Source organism: Alicycliphilus denitrificans K601, assembly GCF_000204645.1.
Taxonomy (GTDB): domain Bacteria; phylum Pseudomonadota; class Gammaproteobacteria; order Burkholderiales; family Burkholderiaceae_C; genus Alicycliphilus; species Alicycliphilus denitrificans.
Genome location: NC_015422.1, coordinates 2,653,173 through 2,669,789, shown reverse-complemented (window position 1 = coordinate 2,669,789; position 16,617 = coordinate 2,653,173). Strand labels below are relative to the sequence as shown.

Sequence of the window (16,617 nt, the reverse complement as noted above, 5' to 3'; positions counted from 1 at the left end):
CATGACCGCACTCGTCATCGCAGAACACGACAACGCGACCATCAAGGCCGCCACCCTCAACACCGTCACCGCAGCGGCCGCCTGCGGCGCCGACGTGCACGTACTCGTTGCCGGAGAAAACGCCCAGGCCGCGGCCCAGGCAGCAGCCCAGATCGCCGGCGTCGCCAAAGTCATCCACGCCGACGGCGCCAGCCTCAAGGACGGCCTGGCCGAGAACCTCGCCGCCCAGGTACTGCAGATCGCCGGCAACTACAGCCACATCCTGTTCCCGGCCACCGCCGGCGGCAAGAACGTGGCCCCGCGCGTGGCCGCCAAGCTCGACGTCGCGCAAATCAGCGACATCACCAAAGTCATCTCCGCCGACACCTACGAGCGCCCCATCTACGCGGGCAACGCCATTGCCACCGTGCAAAGCGGCGACAGCGTCAAAGTCATCACCGTGCGCACCACGGGCTTCGACGCAGCGCCCGCCACGGGCGGCGCGGCACAGGTCGAAACCGCGGCCGCCGTGGCCGACAGCGGCAAAAGCCGCTTCGTGGGCAGCGAAATCGCCAAGAGCGACCGACCCGAACTCACCGCCGCCAAGATCATCGTCAGCGGCGGCCGCGCCCTGGGCAGCGCCGAGAAATTCAACGAAGTCATCACCCCGCTGGCCGACAAGCTGGGCGCGGCCATCGGCGCGAGCCGCGCGGCCGTGGACGCGGGCTACGCGCCCAACGACCTGCAGGTGGGGCAGACGGGCAAGATCGTGGCGCCGCAGCTGTACATCGCGTGCGGCATCTCGGGGGCCATCCAGCACCTGGCGGGCATGAAGGACAGCAAGGTCATCGTGGCCATCAACAAGGACCCCGAGGCGCCGATCTTCAGCGTGGCCGACTACGGGCTGGAGGCGGACTTGTTCCAGGCCGTGCCGGAACTGGTCAAGGCGCTGTAGGCCGCCATGCCGGCATGAGGGCATCGCTTGCGATGCCCTTTTTTTCACCCCGTTAGTACCGTATTCGAGTTGGAGTCGATCCTATGAGCTACACCGCCCCCGTCAAGGACATGCTGTTCGCCATCGAGCACCTGGCGCGCATCGACCAGGTTGCGCAGATCCCTGGCTTCGAGGACGCCGGCCTGGAAACGGCCGCCGCCGTGCTGGAGGAATGCGCGAAGTTCAACGAGGGCGTGGTGGCGCCCTTGAGCGTGGCGGGCGACCGCGATCCGTCGTCCTTCAAGGACGGCGTCGTCACCACCACGCTGGGCTTCAAGGAAGCCTTCCGCCAGTTCGCCGAGGGCGGCTGGCAGGGCCTGCAGCACCCGGCCGACTTCGGCGGCCAGGGCCTGCCCAAGACCATAGGCGCGGCCTGCGGCGAAATGCTCAACAGCGCCAACCTGAGCTTCGCGCTGTGCCCGCTGCTCACCGACGGCGCCATCGAGGCGCTGCTCACCGCAGGCAGCGACGCGCTCAAGGCCACCTACCTGGAAAAGCTCATCAGCGGCCAGTGGACCGGCACCATGAACCTCACCGAGCCCCAGGCGGGCTCGGACCTGGCCCTGGTGCGCACCAGGGCCGAACCCCAGGCGGACGGCACGTACAAGCTCTTCGGCACCAAGATCTTCATCACCTACGGCGAGCACGACATGGCCGAGAACATCGTGCACCTGGTGCTCGCGCGCGTGGCGGGCGCGCCCGAGGGGGTGAAGGGCATCAGCCTGTTCGTGGTGCCCAAGTTCATGGTGCATGCCGACGGCAGCCTGGGCGCGCGCAACGACGTGCACTGCGTGAGCATCGAGCACAAGCTCGGCATCAAGGCATCGCCCACGGCGGTGCTGCAGTTCGGCGACCATGGCGGCGCCGTCGGCTACCTGGTGGGCGAGGAGAACCGCGGCCTCGAATACATGTTCATCATGATGAACGCCGCGCGCTACGCCGTGGGCGTGCAGGGCATCGCGGTGGCCGAGCGCGCCTACCAGAAGGCCGTGCAGTACGCCAAGGACCGCGTGCAGAGCCGGCCGGTGGATGGCAGCGTCGCGGGCAGCGCGGCCATCATCCACCACCCCGACGTGCGCCGCATGCTCATGACCATGCGCGCCTATACCGAGGGCTGCCGCGGCATGGCGAGCGTGGCCGCCGCAGCCTACGATGCCGCGCACCACCACCCCGACGCACAGGTTCGCAAGGACAACGCCGCGTTCTACGAATTCATGGTGCCGCTCGTGAAGGGCTACAGCACCGAGATGAGCCTGGAGGTCACGTCGCTCGGCGTGCAGGTGCATGGCGGCATGGGTTTCATCGAGGAAACCGGCGCCGCCCAGTACTACCGCGACGCGCGTATCCTGACCATCTACGAGGGCACGACCGCCATCCAGGCCAACGACCTGGTGGGCCGCAAGACCGCGCGCGACGGTGGCCAGATGGCCAGGGCCGTCGCCGCGCAGATCGAGAAGACGGAAGGCGAACTGATCGCTAGCGGCACGGCCGACGCCCAGGCCGTGGCGCGGCGCCTGGGCGCGGCGCGCCAGGCGTTCCTCGATGCGGTGGACTTCATCGCCGGTGGCGCCAAGGCGCACCCCAACGACGTGTACGCGGGCAGCGTGCCCTACCTGATGCTGGCAGGCAACCTAGTGGCCGGCTGGCAACTGGCGCGCGCGCTGCTGGTGGCGCAGGATCTGTCGTCCAAGGGACAGGACGCGGCCTTCATGCAGGCCAAGATCGCCACCGCGCGTTTCTATGCCGAGCACATCCTGGTGAAGGCGCCAGGACAGCGCGACGCCATCGTCGAGGGCGCGGCCAGCGTCATGGCGCTGCCCCTGGATACGTTCTAACAATTCACATTTCGATAGCTGCCAGCGCTTGATGCACAAGTACTGGAGGCCGATTCATTACTCAAGGAGACCATCCGTATGTCCAAGCTGCCGCTGGCGTTGCAAAAGCTCTCGCTGCCCGTGATCGGCTCGCCCCTGTTCATCATCAGCAACCCCCGGCTCGTGATCGAGCAGTGCAAGGCCGGTATCGTGGGCTCCATGCCGGCGCTGAATGCGCGCCCGGCGGCGCAGCTCGAAGACTGGCTCGCGGAAATCACCGAAACCCTGGCCGCCTGGGACCGGGCGCATCCAGACCAGCCCTCGGCGCCGTTCGCCATCAACCAGATCGTGCACAAGAGCAACGACCGGCTGGAGCACGACATGCAGGTGTGCGCCAAGTACAAGGTGCCCATCGTTATCACCAGCCTGGGCGCGCGCGAGGACGTGAACCAGGCCGTGCACGGCTGGGGCGGCATCGTGCTGCACGACATCATCAACAACAAGTTCGCGCGCAAGGCCATCGAGAAGGGCGCCGACGGCCTGATCGCCGTGGCCGCTGGCGCCGGCGGCCACGCGGGCGTGAAGAGCCCGTTTGCGCTGGTGCAGGAGATTCGCCAATGGTTCGACGGCCCGCTCGCGCTGTCGGGCTCCATCGCCTCGGGCGGCGCCATCCTGGCGGCGCAGGCGGCAGGGGCGGACTTCGCCTACATCGGCTCGGCCTTCATCGCCACGCACGAGGCGCGCGCGGTGGACGCCTACAAGCAGGCCATCGTCGAGGGCACCAGCGACGACATCGTCTACAGCAACTTGTTCACGGGCGTGCACGGCAATTACCTCGCCCCTTCGATCCGCGCGGCGGGGCTGGATCCGGACAAGCTGCCCGAGTCCGACCCGAGCAAGATGAACTTCGGTGGCGACGCCAAGAAGGCCTGGAAGGACATCTGGGGCTGCGGGCAGGGCATCGGCAGCATCACCGCGGTGGTGCCGGCGGCCGAGCTCATCGCGCGCCTGCGCCGCGAATACCAGGAGGCGCGTCAACGCCTGGCGCTGGGCTGACGTTGACTATGGAGGGCCGGGCATCGCCGGCCCCGCATTCCGATTGCATCGGACCCCCACCGCCCCATGACCCAGGTTCACCGCAGCGCCCTGATCGATTGCACCAAGGGGCTGGCCTGCGCCGCCATCGTCTGGCACCACCTGGCGTTCTACGGCCCCATGTCCGACGTGGCGCGCCAAGCCATGCCGGAGGTGATCGACTGGCTCGGCGAATACGCGCGCATGGCCGTGCAGGTGTTCCTGGTGCTCGGCGGCTTCCTGGCTGCGGCCAGCCTGGCGCCCCGGGGGCATGCGCGCTTCGATGACCCCTGGCCCCGCAACGCGCGGCGCTTCGTGCGCCTCGTGGTGCCCTACACCGTGGCGCTGGTGGTGGCCATCGTGGTGCAGGCGGCCGTGCGGCCGTGGTTCGACCATCCATCGGTCTCGGAAGACCCCACCCTGTGGCAGCTGCTGGCCCATGCCCTGCTGCTGCACGGCGTGCTCGGCGAGGAGTCGCTCTCGGCCGGCGTGTGGTACGTCGCCATCGACTTCCAGCTGTTCGCGTTGACCACCCTGCTGCTGGCCGGCGTGACCAGGCTGGCCGCGACGCTGCGCATGCGCTGGGGCGGCCGCGCGTTGGCGCGCTGCTGGCCCTGGGCGATGAGCGGTGGGCAGGCCCTGGTGCTGGCCGGCGTGGCGGCGTCGCTGCTGCACTTCAACCTGGACGCGCAGTGGGACGTGTGGGCCGTGTACTTCTTCGGCGCCTACGGGCTCGGCATGCTGGCCTGCTGGGCCGTGCAATCGCCCCGGGCCGTGGGCGCCTGGAGCTGGGCAATGCTCATGGCGGCCCTGGTGCTGGCGGCGCTCACGCTGGAATGGCGGCCGCGCATAGCCCTGGCCGGCGCCACGGCGCTGGCGTTGGTGGCGACCATGCGCACGCCCGCCCTGGCGCGCTGGACGGGCTGGGCGCCGCTCAACCGGCTGGGGCGGATCTCGTACTCGGTCTTCCTCGTGCACTTCTCGGTGTGCCTGCTCGTCAACGCCGTGGAAAGCCATTTCTGGCCGCAGTCCATTGCAGCGGCCGAGGCGGGCATGGTGCTGGCGTTCGCCCTGTCCATTGCCGCGGGCCATCTGCTGTATGAGCGCGTGGAGCGCCATGTGCCCACCTGGCAGGCGGCGCTGCGCTGGCAGGCAGGGCTCGTGGGCACGGGCCTGCTGGCGGCCCTGCTGGCCGGCCTCAAGTAAAAAGGCAGCCGCGCGGGCTGCCTTGGCGGCCGGGTGGGAGTGTTGCTCAGCGGTGCAGTTCGCCCGCGTTCTCGGGCTGGAATTCGATGCCGTCCACGCGCACCGTGACCTGCCCCGTGGGGCTGGGCATCTGGAACTCGTCGCCCACGGCGAGGCCCAGCAGCGCGATACCCACCGGCGCGAAGATCGACACCTTGTCGCCGGAGCCGTCCATCTCCTTGGGGTAGACCAGCGTCAGCGTATTGGTCTTGCCGGACTCCAGCATGGTGAAGCGCACGGTGGAGTTCATGGTCACCACGTTGGGCGGCATGTCTTTGGGGTCGAACACGTCGGCGCGGTCGAGCTCCGCCTCCAGCGCGTCGCGGCCGGGAAACGGCGCCGTCTGCTTCTCCAGCAGGGCTTCTATGCGCTCCATGTCCAGGGACGACAGGATGATGTGGGGTTTGCGCTGCATGGTAGGACTCCCTTGGCTAGGTGGTGGCCGCCTGCGGTGCGGCGGCGATGCTCAAACGGACAAAAGCCCGGGCAACGGGGTTGTCCGGGCCAAGGCATGTTTCTGGAGCACCATCTTGGTGCGATGCAGCATTGTGCGGCGCGGACCAGGCTTTGCCAAGTGATCTCGCACGCGACCGGTGTGAATTACGCGGCATTTGCCAGAAGGGCGGAAATCGCTTAGGGCCTATTCTTGCAAATATAGCTGTATAGCTGTATATTTGTACAGTTATCAACATGCATGAAGACGGCATCCTTACGCTTCCCCTGCAGGCCATCAAGGGGCGCGGCGCGGCGAGCCGCATGGTGCACCGGTTCGCCCGCGACGCGCGTGATGCCTTCGACGACGGCTGGGATGCCCAGGCCGACGGCGCCGGGCCCGCGGCCGCGCCGCGCACACAGGTGATCTGGGAGGACGCGCGCAGCGCCCTGTGCTCCAACGACTCGCCCGACATCTTCTTCGAGCAGTCCGTGAACCCCTACCGCGGCTGCGAGCATGGCTGCGTGTACTGCTATGCGCGGCCCACGCACAGCTATCTCGGCCTCTCGCCGGGGCTGGACTTCGAGACCCGCATCATCGCCAAGCGCAACATTGCCGCGCTGCTGCGCGCCGAGCTGGCGCGTGCGGGCCACCGGCCGTCCGTCGTCAACATCGGCTCGGCCACCGACTGCTACCAGCCCGTGGAGCGCGAGCTGCTTCTGACGCGCGCGGTGATCGAGGTGATGCGCGATGCGCGCCACCCGTTCGCGCTGGTCACCAAGAGCAGCGGCGTGGAGCGCGACCTGGACCTGCTGGCCCCGCTGGCGCGCGAGCGGCTCGCCATGGCCTGCGTGACCATCACCACGCTGGACGCGGCCCTGGCGCGCGTGCTGGAGCCGCGCGCCGCCGCGCCGCACCGGCGGCTGCGCACCATACGGACCCTGGCCGAAGCCGGCGTGCCCGTGGGCGTGAGCGTGGCGCCGCAGATCCCGTTCATCACCGAGGACATGGAGCAGGTGCTGGCTGCCGCGCGCGACGCGGGCGCCACCTCGGCCTTCTACACCGTGATTCGCCTGCCGTGGGAGCTCAACCCGCTGATGCGCGAATGGCTGCAACTGCACTACCCACAGCGCGCCGAGCGCGTGCTGGCGCGCATACAGGATCTGCACGGCATCGCCGAGGCCGACCGGCGCGCCGGCAAGGCCTACGACAGCCGCCGCGGCACCCGCATGAAAGGCACGGGCCTGTGGGCCGACCTGCTGCGCCAGCGCTTCGAGAAGGCCTGCGCGCGCCTGGGCCTGAACCGCCAGCGCACCGCGCTGGACCTGTCGCAGTACCGCCCGGCGCTGGCGCGCGGCCAGGGCGTGCTGTTCTAGCCGGCGAAGTCGGCCAGCACCTGCAGCACGCTGGATACGGCCCGGCCGGGTTCCGGCGAATACCGGTGCGCCACGGCCATGGGCCGCATCAGCGGGGGGTGCAGATGGCGTATCTGCACGTCTGGCGAGTGCTGCTCGTCCTTGACCTCCTCCAGCGGCAGGATGGCGGCGCTCTGGCTGGCCGCGGCCAGGCTCTTGAGCGCGCCGGGGTAGCTCAGGGCCAGATAGGGGCGCGGATTGAACCCGGCCTGGCCGAACCACGCGGCGATGAGGCCGTGCATCTGCGTCGCGGGGGCGAAGGACGCCCAGCGGCGCCCCGCAAGCCATTCGGGCGTCACCAGTTCCGGCGCGCCCCAGGACGCGGGGAGGAGCGCAACCATCAAGTCGTTGCGCCAGGGTGTCAGGCGGATTCCCGCGACCGCCGGCTGGGGGCTGGCGACGATGCCGATGTCGAGCGTGTCGGCTTTCAGGCGCAGCATGGCGTCGGCCGATCCCACAGCCTCCAGCCTGACCTCCACCCCCGGGCTTTGCCGGCTCAGCGCTTCGAGCATCATGGGTAGCAGCCGGGTGCTGACGCCGGCCGAGACGCCCACCTTCACGAGGCCATCGAGCCCCGTGGCGCGGCGCCGGACCAGCTCGACCAGATCGTCGCTGGCCGCCAGCAGCTTGCGTCCTTCCTCCACCAGCGCCTTACCGGCCTGCGTCAGTTCAGCCTGCCGCCTGCCGCGCACGACGAGATCTGCCTGCAGGCGCGACTCCAGCTCCTTGATGTGCAGGCTGACGGTGGGCGGCGCGAGGTGCAGCGCCTGCGCGGCGGCGGCGAAGGTGCCCAGGTCCGCGATGGCGATCAGCGTCTGCAACTGGTCGAGGTTGAGGTTGCGCATCAGGATTTATGAATCCTCAATTCATTCAATTCAACTTTACAGATGGTACGGCAGGCGTGAGCATCGCCCTGCCATGCCTGATGAAACCAAGCCCACGACGACACAGGACGGCCCGCCGCAGGGCGTGCCCGCAGCAGCGCGCTCGCGGGAGGGCGGCCGGATCCGGCAATGGCTGGAGAGAGTGGGCCTGGCCCTGGAGCGGGCCGAGAAGCGCATCATGGACGGCTTCAGGGTGCCGCCCCATGGCGGGTGAAGGCGAAGCTCTACGCCGCCAGCTGCCGGGCGTGGTGGCGCAGGTGGTCGTCCACGAAGCTCTGGATGAAGTAGTAGCCGTGGTCGTAGCCCGCGTGGCGGCGCAGCGTGAGCGGCTGGCCCACGGACGCGCAGGCGGCCTCGAACAGGTGCGGGTGCAGCTGCTCGGCCAGGAATTTGTCGGCCAGGCCCTGGTCGATGAGGATGCCCGCGGGGTAGGGTGCGGCGGCCTGGCTGTGCATGAGCGCGGTGGCGTCGTGCGCGGCCCAGGCCGCGCGGTCGGCGCCCAGGTAGCCGCCGAAGGCCTTCTCGCCCCAGGGGCAGCGCGTGGGCGCGCAGATGGGGGCGAAGGCCGACAGGCTCCTGAATCGGCCCGGGTGGCGTAGCGCCAGCGTGAGCGCGCCGTGGCCACCCATGCTGTGGCCGAAGATGCCCAGCCGCACGGCGTCCACGGGCAGGGTGGCGGCAACGAGCGGCAGCAGCTCCCGCAGCAGCCAGCTTTCCATGCGCCAGTGCGCGGCCCAGGGGGCCTGCGTGGCGTCCAGGTAGAAGCCCGCGCCCTCGCCGAAGTCCCAGGCGTCGGCCTCGCCCGCCACGCCCGCGCCGCGCGGGCTGGTGTCGGGCGCGATCAGCGCCAGGCCCAGCTCGGCCGCCAGGCGCTGGGCGCCGGCCTTGACCATGAAGGTTTCCTCGGTGCAGGTCAGGCCTGCCAGGTAGAGCAGGGCGGGCGCGGCGTCGCCCGCCAGGGCGCGGGGCGGCAGGTAGACGGAGAACTGCATGGGCAGGCCGATCTCGCGCGACGCGTGGCGGTAGAAGCGCTGCTCGCCGCCGAAGCAGGCGTGGCTCGACAGCAGTTCGATGGCAGTGGACATGGGGTTCAAGCTCCTGTTTCGATAGTTGCCGACGCAATATGGCAAACGGCTTCAGGCAGGAAAGTGCCTGGAGCCATTGGCTGGCAAGCGCCGGGCGCTCCTGTTTTCGTCAGTCCGCGTAGTGGACCACCGAGCGGATGGACTTGCCCTCGTGCATCAGGTCAAAGGCTAGGTTGATGTCCGTGAGGCCCATGGTGTGCGTCACGAAGGGCTTGAGCTGGATCTTGCCGGCCATGGCGTCCTCGACCATGTCGGGCAACTCGCTGCGGCCCTTGACGCCGCCGAAGGCCGTGCCCAGCCAGCGACGGCCGGTGACGAGCTGGAACGGGCGGGTACTGATCTCCTGGCCCGCGCCGGCCACGCCGATGATGACGCTCTGGCCCCAGCCGCGGTGCGCGCATTCGAGCGCCGCGCGCATGACCTGGACGTTGCCTATGCACTCGAAGCTGTGGTCCACGCCCCAGCCGGTCATCTCCACGATCACCTGCTGGATGGGCTTGTCGAAGTCCTTGGGGTTCACGCAATCGGTGGCGCCGAAGGTGCGCGCAAGGTCGAACTTGGCCCGATTGGTGTCGACGGCGATGATGCGCCCGGCCTTGGCCAGCTTCGCGCCCTGGATCACGGCCAGGCCTATGCCGCCCAGGCCGAAGACGGCCACGGTGTCGCCCTCCTGCACCTTGGCGGTGTTCTTCACGGCGCCCAGGCCCGTGGTCACGCCGCAGCCCAGCAGGCACACCTGCTCGGGGTTGGCCTGGGGGTTGACCTTGGCGAGCGACACCTCGGCTACCACGGTGTATTCGCTGAAGGTGCTGCAGCCCATGTAGTGGTAGACGGGCTGGCCGTTGTACGAGAAGCGCGTGGTGCCGTCGGGCATCACGCCCTTGCCCTGGGTGGCGCGCACGGCCACGCACAGGTTGGTCTTGCCGCTCTTGCAGAACAGACATTCGCCGCACTCGGCGGTGTACAGCGGGATCACGTGGTCGCCGGGCTTCACGCTGGTCACGCCTTCGCCGCACTCGACGACGATGCCGGCGCCCTCATGGCCCAGCACGGCGGGGAAGATGCCTTCGGGGTCGTCGCCGCTCAGGGTGAAGGCGTCGGTGTGGCACACGCCCGTGTGGGTGATCCGGATGAGCACCTCGCCCTTCTTCGGCGGGGCGACGTCGATCTCGACGATCGTGAGGGGTTCTCCGGCTTTGAAGGCAACGGCGGCGCGGGATTTCATGGCAGGGCTCCTTTGGGGACGGGTTATTTCAGGTACGAGCGCAGCAGGGCCCGCATCTCCTCGACGGCCTGGGGCGAGGGCTGCTGCGCCAGCGTCTCGCGCACGTGGCTGTCGAGCAGGTCGGCCATCAGCCCGTGCACGGCGCCGCGCATGGCGGCCAGCTGCTGCAGGATGGGCGCACAGTCGCTGCCCGCCTCCACGGCGCGCTCCAGCGCCTCGGCCTGGCCGCGGATGCGGCGCAGGCGGGTGATGGCGCGCTGCTTGTCTTCGGCGGTGTGGGGCATACGGGATGTGACTTGGTGTACTGGGGGCTAGTATAAAAGCACAGCCCCCAATATAACTGCGGTGGACTGCATAAAAATCATTCTACTGGGGGGTAGTATATTGCTCGCCCGAAAAAAAGGCCCGTTTCCGGGCCTTCGTCGCGGGGTGCGCGCGGTGTTCAGGCCGGCTCGCCCACGGGCACGCAGCTGCAGAACAGGTTGCGGTCGCCGTACACGTTATCCACGCGGCCCACGGGGGCCCAGTACTTGCCCTGGCGCAGACTGGCCACGGGGTAGGCGGCGGCTTCGCGCGCGTAGGGGTGGGGCCAATCGGCCTTGAGCAGGCTCTCGGCCGTGTGCGGGGCGTTCTTGAGCGGGTTGTCGTCCTGCGGCCAGGTGCCGTTCTCGACGTGGCGGATCTCCTCGCGGATGGCGATCATCGCGTCGATGAAGCGGTCGATCTCGGCCAGGGTCTCGCTCTCGGTGGGCTCGACCATGAGTGTGTTGGCCACGGGGAAGGACAGCGTGGGCGCGTGAAAGCCGTAGTCGATCAGGCGCTTGGCCACGTCCTCGGCCATCACGCCGCTGGTTTCCTTGAGCTGGCGCAGGTCCAGGATGCACTCGTGCGCCACGTGGCCGTTGGCCGACGCGTACAGCGTGGGGTAGTGGTCCTTCAGGCGCGCGCTGATGTAGTTGGCGCTCAGGATCGCGGCCTCGGTCGCGGCCGTCAGGCCCTCGGCGCCCATCATGCGGATGTACATCCAGCTGATGGGCAGCACGGCCGCGTTGCCCAGGGGCGCCGCGCTGACCGCGCCCGTCCCGCCGGCGATGCCCGCGGTGGCGTGGCCGGGCAGGTAGGGTGCGAGATCCTCCACCACGCACACCGGGCCCACGCCGGGGCCGCCGCCGCCGTGCGGGATGCAGAAGGTCTTGTGCAGGTTCAGGTGGCTTACGTCGCCGCCGAACTCGCCGGGCGCCGCCACGCCGACCAGGGCGTTCATGTTGGCGCCGTCCACGTACACGCGGCCGCCGTGCTGGTGCACGATCTGGCACAGCTCCTTGACCTGCGTCTCGAACACGCCGTGCGTGCTCGGGTAGGTGATCATCACGCAGGCCAGGTCCTGACTGTGCTGCTCGCACTTGGCGCGCAGGTCCGCCATGTCCACGTTGCCGCTCTCGTCGCACTTGGTCACCACCACCTGCATGCCTACCATCTGCGCGCTGGCGGGGTTGGTGCCGTGGGCGCTGGACGGGATCAAGCAGACGTTGCGATGCGCGTGGCCCTGGGCCTCGTGGTAGGCCTTGATGGCTAGCAAGCCCGCGTATTCGCCCTGGCTGCCCGCGTTGGGCTGCAGGCTCACGCCGGCGTAGCCGGTGGCCTGGCACAGCCAGCGCCGCAGCAGGGCGTCGAGCTCGGCATAGCCCGCGAGCTGGTCGGCCGGGGCGAAGGGGTGCACGTCGGCGAACTCGGGCCAGGTGATGGGGATCATCTCGCTGGTGGCGTTGAGCTTCATGGTGCAGGAGCCCAGCGGGATCATGGTGCGGTCCAGCGCAAGGTCCTTGTCGGACAGCTGGCGGATGTAGCGCAGCATGCCCGTCTCGCTGTGGTGCGTGTTGAACACCGGGTGCGTGAGGAAGGCGCTGGTGCGCCGCAGGCCCTCGGGGATGAGCGACGGCGCGCCGTCGTCCATGGACTCGATGGTGGGGAGCTGCTGGCCGTCCTTGGCGAAGATCTTCCACAGCAGCTCGATGTCGGCGCGGGTGGTGGTCTCGTCCAGCGAGATGCACAGATAGTCTTTCCAGGCTTTTCGCAGGTTGGCGCCCATGGATACTGCCCTGGCAGCTATCGCATCGGTAGCGTCTCCGGTTTTCAGGCACAGCGTGTCGAAGGCCGTGCCGTGGTGGCGCGCGGTGTAGCCCAGCCGATCCAGGCCGCGGCTCAGGATGGCCGTGAAGCGCGCCACGCGCCGCGCGATGCGCGTCAGGCCCTCGGGGCCGTGGTACACGGCGTACATGCTGGCGATGACGGCGGGCAGCACCTGCGCGGTGCAGATGTTGGAGGTGGCCTTCTCGCGGCGGATGTGCTGCTCGCGCGTCTGCAGCGCGAGGCGGTAGGCCGGCCGGCCGTGCGCGTCCACGCTCACGCCGACGAGGCGCCCGGGCATGGAGCGCTTGAACTCGTCGCGGCAGGCCATGTAGGCGGCGTGCGGGCCGCCCGCGCCCATGGGCATGCCGAAGCGCTGCGTGGTACCGACGACGATGTCGGCGCCCATCTCGCCCGGTGCCTTGAGCAGCGTGAGCGCGAGCAGGTCGGCGGCCAGGATCAGCGCGGCGTTCTTCGCGTGGATGGCCTCGGCGCTTTGCGTCCAGTCGGCCAGCCAGCCGCTGCTGGCGGGGTACTGGTTGAGCGCGGCGAAGTAGTCGTCACCGTTGATGGCGGCGACCCATTCCTCGGCGGAGCGGACGATCCTGACCGCGAGGCCCAGCGGCGCGGCGCGGGTCTGGATCACCTCGATGGTCTGCGGGTGGCAGTCGCCCGAGACGATGAACACGTTGCCCTTGGCCTTGACCGAGCGCCTCGCCAGCGTCATCGCCTCGGCCGCTGCCGTGGCCTCGTCGAGCATCGAGGCATTGGCGATCGGCATCGCAGTCAGGTCGCATACCATGGTCTGGAAGTTGACCAGCGCCTCCATGCGGCCCTGGCTGATCTCGGCCTGGTAGGGCGTGTAGGCCGTGTACCAGGCGGGGTTCTCCAGGATGTTGCGCAGGATCACGCCCGGCGTGTGCGTGCCGTAGTAGCCCTGGCCGATGAAGCTCTTGAGCAGCCGGTTCCTGCCGGCGATGGTCTTGAGTTCGGCCAGCGCGTCGGCCTCGGTGCAGGGCGCGGGCAGATCCATGGCGGCCGCGCGGGCGATGGAGCGCGGCACGATGGAATCGACCAGCGCGCGGCGCGAGGCCTCGCCGATGGCGGACAGCATGTGCGCCTCGTCCTGCGCGTCGATGCCGATGTGGCGGGGCAGGAATTCGGTGGCGTTTTCGAGTGCGGACAGGGGCAGGGCGGCAGTCATGGGGCCAATCTCGGGAGTGCTATTAAAAATTAAGCTGCTGGCGCCTGTTGGTAATGGGTTTCAGTTTTTTCGTTCCTGAAACCCATGTGCAGCAAGCGCTAGCAGCTATGGTTTTTGTGGCGAACTGATCAGGCGCTGGCGGCAAAGGCGCCGTAGGCGGTCTCGTCCATCAGGCCGTCGAGCTCGCCGGGGTTGCTGATCTTGACCTTGAAGAACCAGCCCGCGGCCAGCGGGTCGCTGTTGGCCAGCGACGGGTCGGCGCGCAGGGCCTCGTTGACCTCCACGATCTCGCCCGAGACGGGCATGTACACGTCGGCCGCGGCCTTCACCGACTCGACCACGCCGGCCACGTCGCCCTGAGCGAGGGTGGCGCCGACTTCGGGCAGGTCGACGAAAACCACGTCGCCCAGCGCGTCCTGCGCGTGCACGGTGATGCCGACCACGGCGGCGTTGGCGTCTGCGGCGTCGACCCATTCATGGTCTTTGGAGAATTTGAGGCTCATGGAAGGCTCCGGAAAAAGAAAAGGGGTTTGCGAGAAGGCCCAGGGCGCAATGTATCCGCCCCGGGGCCGGCAGGAATCGGGGGAAATCAGCCCCGGTGGTAGCGCGGCGGCAGGAAGGGCGTGGACGCCACCACCATGGGCACGGGCTTGCCGCGCACCATGGCGAACAGCTCGGTGCCTGCTTCAGCGTAGTCGGGCTGCACGTAGGCCAGGGCGATGGGCTGGTTGAGCGAGGGGCTCAGCAGCCCGCTGGTGACCTGGCCGATGTGCTGGCCGTCCAGGTTCTCCAGCGTCGCCGGCTCGCGCACGGGCACGCGCTCCTTGGCGATCAGGCCCACGCGCTTGCGCGCGAGGCTGGCCGGGTCGTCGATCTGCGCCAGCACCTTGTCCGCGCCGGGAAAGCCGCCCGCGCGCGCGCCGCCCGTGCGGCGCACCTTCTGGATGGCCCAGTTCAGCGCTGCCTCGGGCGGGGTGGTTGTGGCGTCGATGTCGTTGCCGTACAGGCACAGGCCCGCTTCCAGGCGCAGCGAATTGCGCGCGCCCAGGCCGATGGGCTTGACCTCGGGCTGCGCGAGCAGCGCGCGGGCGAACTGCTCGGCCTGCGCGCCGGGCACGGAGATCTCGAAGCCGTCCTCTCCGGTGTAGCCGCTGCGGGTGATGAACAGCGACGCGCCGTTCCAGTCGAAGCCGCCGCCGCTCATGAACACCAGCTGGCTGGCGCCGGGCACCAGCCGCTCCAGCGCCGCGGCCGCCTGCGGCCCCTGCAGCGCCAGCAGGCCCTGGTCGGGCATGGTCACCACCTGGCAGCGCTGGCCGATGCGCGCCTGGATGTGGGCGATGTCGCCCGCCTTGCACGCGCCGTTGACGATCAGGAACAGGGTGTCGTCGCCCTGGTTGAAGAACATCAGGTCGTCGATGACCCCGCCCTCGTCGTTCAGCAGCAGGCCGTAGCGCTGCTTGCCCACGGGCAGGCCGATCACGTCCACGGGCATGAGCGACTCCAGCGCCGCCGCCGCAGCGGGGCCGACGAGCTTGAGCTGACCCATGTGCGACACGTCGAACAGGCCCGCCTTCTCGCGCGTGTGCAGGTGCTCGGCCATCAGGCCCGTGGGGTACTGCACGGGCATGGAGTAGCCCGCGAAGGGCACCATGCGGGCGCCGAGCTCTAGGTGCAGGGCGTTGAGCGGGGTGGTGAGCAGGGCGTCGGCAGAGGCGGTCACGGTGGTTTCTCCAGGGCAAATGCGGGCCATGGCCGAGGCCACGGAATCTGCCCTGCTGTCCTCTTTACCTGAGAGATTCGCCCTGCCGCGGCGGCGGGGGTTGCTCCTTCGGTGGGCGCCGGCGGCGCCTCTCTCCAGCAAGGAAACGCCCGCATCGCTGCGGGCGTGCCGTCAGTCCTTTTGCCTGAGCGTTAAGGCTTTGCGCCTGCGCCTTCGGCGGCCCGCGCATGGCGCGCGGGCTCTCTCCTGACAGCCGTGGATTCTAACCGCAGAGAGCGGCGAAAGGCGCGCTCCGTTAAGCTGCGGTTTTGGCAAAGAAGAAGGACGACGATGGAAAAGAACACCGAGGATACAGTGGTCGACAAACACGGCTTGGTTCTTCCCTGCGGCCCGGTGCCGCAGGGGGGAGGCGCCAAGGAGATAGCCCCGGGCGTGTGGTGGATACGCATGTCCCTGCCTTTCTCGCTCGACCACATCAACCTGTGGGCCATCCGCGACGGCGAAGGCTGGGCGCTGGTGGATACCGGCATCTGGTCCACCGAGACGGCGGCCGCGTGGCGCCAGTTGTTCGCCACGGTGCTGCCGCAAGGGGTGACGCGCGTCTTCGTCACCCACATGCACCCGGACCACATCGGCATGGCCGGCTGGCTCACGCGCAAGTTTGGCTGCCGCCTGTGGATCAGCCGGCTGGAGTATCTGAGCTGCCGCGCCCTGGGCGCCGACACCGGCCGCGAGGCGCCCGATGACGCGATCCGCTTCCTGCAGCGCGCGGGCTGGGGCGAGGAGGCCATAGAGACCTACCGAACCCGCTTCGGCAGCTTCGGCAAGATGGTCTACGCGCTGCCCGACAGCTACCGGCGTCTGCAGGGCGGCGAGGAGATCACGATAGGCGGGCAGGCCTGGCGCGTGGTGGTGGGCTCCGGCCACTCGCCCGAGCATGTCTGCCTGTACTGCCCCGAGCGCAAGCTGTTCATTTCCGGCGACCAGGTGCTGCCGGGCATCTCGTCCAACGTATCGGTGTTCCCCACCGAGCCCGACGCCAACCCGCTGGCCGACTGGCTGGCCTCGCTGGACAAGATCGAGCGCGAGGTGCCGGACGACGTGCTGGTGCTGCCGGCGCACAACCAGCCGTTTTGCGGGCTGCATCGCCGCATCGCCGCGCTCAGGGACAGCCAGCACCGCGCGCTCGACCGCCTGCGCGAGGCGCTGCAGGAGCCTCGGCGCGCCGTCGACGTCTATGGCGCGCTGTTTTCCCGCCCCGTCACTGCCGACAACATGCAGATGAGCCTGGCCACGGGCGAGAGCCTGGCCCACCTGAACTACCTGGTGGCGCGCGCCGAAGCCACGGTGACGCTGGGGGAGGATGGCTGCGCCTGGTACCAGAAGGTGCCGGGCTGAGCGGCACCTGCCCGGTC

General features: G+C 69.0%; 15 protein-coding genes and 2 riboswitches. Of the genes, 7 read left to right on the top strand and 8 right to left on the bottom strand.

The window, feature by feature from the left end; genetic code table 11:
* Window position 1: 1 nt before the first annotated feature.
* The 4 genes from ALIDE2_RS12730 (at window position 2) to ALIDE2_RS12715 (ending at window position 5,067) form a co-directional block, all read left to right on the top strand.
* On the top strand, window positions 2–934 hold the full coding sequence (locus ALIDE2_RS12730) for an electron transfer flavoprotein subunit alpha/FixB family protein (RefSeq protein WP_013722218.1): 933 nt from the start codon (window positions 2–4) through the stop codon (window positions 932–934).
* Between the two features lie 83 nt (window positions 935–1,017).
* Complete coding sequence (locus ALIDE2_RS12725; protein WP_013519186.1) at window positions 1,018–2,808, top strand: acyl-CoA dehydrogenase; 1,791 nt, start codon at window positions 1,018–1,020, stop codon at window positions 2,806–2,808.
* 78 nt (window positions 2,809–2,886) lie between these two features.
* Window positions 2,887–3,843, top strand: coding sequence for an NAD(P)H-dependent flavin oxidoreductase (locus tag ALIDE2_RS12720; protein WP_013519185.1), 957 nt, complete (start codon window positions 2,887–2,889; stop codon window positions 3,841–3,843).
* 66 nt (window positions 3,844–3,909) lie between these two features.
* Complete coding sequence (locus tag ALIDE2_RS12715) at window positions 3,910–5,067, top strand: acyltransferase family protein (protein WP_013722217.1); 1,158 nt, start codon at window positions 3,910–3,912, stop codon at window positions 5,065–5,067.
* 46 nt (window positions 5,068–5,113) lie between these two features.
* Here the strand turns inward: ALIDE2_RS12715 and rnk are convergent, their stop codons facing one another.
* Entirely contained in the window at window positions 5,114–5,521 is a 408-nt protein-coding gene (gene rnk, locus ALIDE2_RS12710; RefSeq protein ID WP_013519183.1) for a nucleoside diphosphate kinase regulator, read from the bottom strand.
* A 275-nt stretch (window positions 5,522–5,796) separates the two neighbouring features.
* Here rnk and ALIDE2_RS12705 point away from each other — a divergent pair, with 275 nt between their 5' ends.
* Window positions 5,797–6,915: a PA0069 family radical SAM protein gene (locus ALIDE2_RS12705; RefSeq protein WP_013519182.1), complete on the top strand. Its 1,119-nt coding sequence runs from the start codon at window positions 5,797–5,799 to the stop codon at window positions 6,913–6,915.
* On the opposite strand, the gene ALIDE2_RS12700 is transcribed toward ALIDE2_RS12705, so the two are convergent.
* The gene (locus ALIDE2_RS12700) at window positions 6,912–7,799 is read right to left on the bottom strand and encodes a LysR family transcriptional regulator (RefSeq protein WP_013722216.1); all 888 of its coding nucleotides are present in this window, start codon (window positions 7,797–7,799) and stop codon (window positions 6,912–6,914) included. The two genes, ALIDE2_RS12705 and ALIDE2_RS12700, sit on opposite strands and share 4 nt — an antisense overlap.
* A gap of 73 nt (window positions 7,800–7,872) precedes the next feature.
* Here ALIDE2_RS12700 and ALIDE2_RS12695 point away from each other — a divergent pair, with 73 nt between their 5' ends.
* Window positions 7,873–8,052: a hypothetical protein gene (locus ALIDE2_RS12695; RefSeq protein WP_013519180.1), complete on the top strand. Its 180-nt coding sequence runs from the start codon at window positions 7,873–7,875 to the stop codon at window positions 8,050–8,052.
* Between the two features lie 10 nt (window positions 8,053–8,062).
* Here the strand turns inward: ALIDE2_RS12695 and fghA are convergent, their stop codons facing one another.
* The 6 genes from fghA to gcvT form a co-directional block, all read right to left on the bottom strand.
* Complete coding sequence (gene fghA, locus ALIDE2_RS12690) at window positions 8,063–8,923, bottom strand: S-formylglutathione hydrolase (protein ID WP_013722215.1); 861 nt, start codon at window positions 8,921–8,923, stop codon at window positions 8,063–8,065.
* Between the two features lie 109 nt (window positions 8,924–9,032).
* Entirely contained in the window at window positions 9,033–10,148 is a 1,116-nt protein-coding gene (locus ALIDE2_RS12685) for an S-(hydroxymethyl)glutathione dehydrogenase/class III alcohol dehydrogenase (protein WP_013519178.1), read from the bottom strand.
* Between the two features lie 23 nt (window positions 10,149–10,171).
* Entirely contained in the window at window positions 10,172–10,432 is a 261-nt protein-coding gene (locus tag ALIDE2_RS12680; RefSeq protein ID WP_013519177.1) for a metal/formaldehyde-sensitive transcriptional repressor, read from the bottom strand.
* A 158-nt stretch (window positions 10,433–10,590) separates the two neighbouring features.
* Entirely contained in the window at window positions 10,591–13,479 is a 2,889-nt protein-coding gene (gene gcvP / locus ALIDE2_RS12675) for an aminomethyl-transferring glycine dehydrogenase (protein ID WP_013722214.1), read from the bottom strand.
* Between the two features lie 128 nt (window positions 13,480–13,607).
* The gene (gcvH, locus tag ALIDE2_RS12670) at window positions 13,608–13,982 is read right to left on the bottom strand and encodes a glycine cleavage system protein GcvH (protein WP_013519175.1); all 375 of its coding nucleotides are present in this window, start codon (window positions 13,980–13,982) and stop codon (window positions 13,608–13,610) included.
* An 86-nt stretch (window positions 13,983–14,068) separates the two neighbouring features.
* On the bottom strand, window positions 14,069–15,232 hold the full coding sequence (gcvT, locus tag ALIDE2_RS12665; RefSeq protein WP_013722213.1) for a glycine cleavage system aminomethyltransferase GcvT: 1,164 nt from the start codon (window positions 15,230–15,232) through the stop codon (window positions 14,069–14,071).
* A gap of 15 nt (window positions 15,233–15,247) precedes the next feature.
* Window positions 15,248–15,350, bottom strand: a riboswitch (glycine riboswitch).
* Between the two features lie 14 nt (window positions 15,351–15,364).
* A riboswitch (glycine riboswitch) is annotated at window positions 15,365–15,461 on the bottom strand.
* A 71-nt stretch (window positions 15,462–15,532) separates the two neighbouring features.
* On the opposite strand from gcvT, the gene ALIDE2_RS12660 reads away from it, so the two are divergent.
* Window positions 15,533–16,600 carry an MBL fold metallo-hydrolase gene (locus tag ALIDE2_RS12660; RefSeq protein WP_013722212.1) on the top strand — a complete coding sequence of 356 codons (1,068 nt, stop codon included), beginning with the start codon at window positions 15,533–15,535 and terminating at the stop codon, window positions 16,598–16,600.
* The last annotated feature ends 17 nt before the right edge of the window (window positions 16,601–16,617 follow it).

Excerpts from the sequence above, each read along its gene's own strand:
- ALIDE2_RS12730 (WP_013722218.1), top strand. The coding sequence starts at position 2 with ATGACCGCACTCGTCATCGCAGAACACGACAACGCGACCATCAAGGCC.
- ALIDE2_RS12725 (WP_013519186.1), top strand. The coding sequence starts at position 1,018 with ATGAGCTACACCGCCCCCGTCAAGGACATGCTGTTCGCCATCGAGCAC.
- ALIDE2_RS12720 (WP_013519185.1), top strand. The coding sequence starts at position 2,887 with ATGTCCAAGCTGCCGCTGGCGTTGCAAAAGCTCTCGCTGCCCGTGATC.
- ALIDE2_RS12715 (WP_013722217.1), top strand. The coding sequence starts at position 3,910 with ATGACCCAGGTTCACCGCAGCGCCCTGATCGATTGCACCAAGGGGCTG.
- rnk (WP_013519183.1), bottom strand. The coding sequence starts at position 5,521 with ATGCAGCGCAAACCCCACATCATCCTGTCGTCCCTGGACATGGAGCGC.
- ALIDE2_RS12705 (WP_013519182.1), top strand. The coding sequence starts at position 5,797 with ATGCATGAAGACGGCATCCTTACGCTTCCCCTGCAGGCCATCAAGGGG.
- ALIDE2_RS12700 (WP_013722216.1), bottom strand. The coding sequence starts at position 7,799 with ATGCGCAACCTCAACCTCGACCAGTTGCAGACGCTGATCGCCATCGCG.
- ALIDE2_RS12695 (WP_013519180.1), top strand. The coding sequence starts at position 7,873 with ATGCCTGATGAAACCAAGCCCACGACGACACAGGACGGCCCGCCGCAG.
- fghA (WP_013722215.1), bottom strand. The coding sequence starts at position 8,923 with ATGTCCACTGCCATCGAACTGCTGTCGAGCCACGCCTGCTTCGGCGGC.
- ALIDE2_RS12685 (WP_013519178.1), bottom strand. The coding sequence starts at position 10,148 with ATGAAATCCCGCGCCGCCGTTGCCTTCAAAGCCGGAGAACCCCTCACG.
- ALIDE2_RS12680 (WP_013519177.1), bottom strand. The coding sequence starts at position 10,432 with ATGCCCCACACCGCCGAAGACAAGCAGCGCGCCATCACCCGCCTGCGC.
- gcvP (WP_013722214.1), bottom strand. The coding sequence starts at position 13,479 with ATGACTGCCGCCCTGCCCCTGTCCGCACTCGAAAACGCCACCGAATTC.
- gcvH (WP_013519175.1), bottom strand. The coding sequence starts at position 13,982 with ATGAGCCTCAAATTCTCCAAAGACCATGAATGGGTCGACGCCGCAGAC.
- gcvT (WP_013722213.1), bottom strand. The coding sequence starts at position 15,232 with ATGGCCCGCATTTGCCCTGGAGAAACCACCGTGACCGCCTCTGCCGAC.
- ALIDE2_RS12660 (WP_013722212.1), top strand. The coding sequence starts at position 15,533 with ATGGAAAAGAACACCGAGGATACAGTGGTCGACAAACACGGCTTGGTT.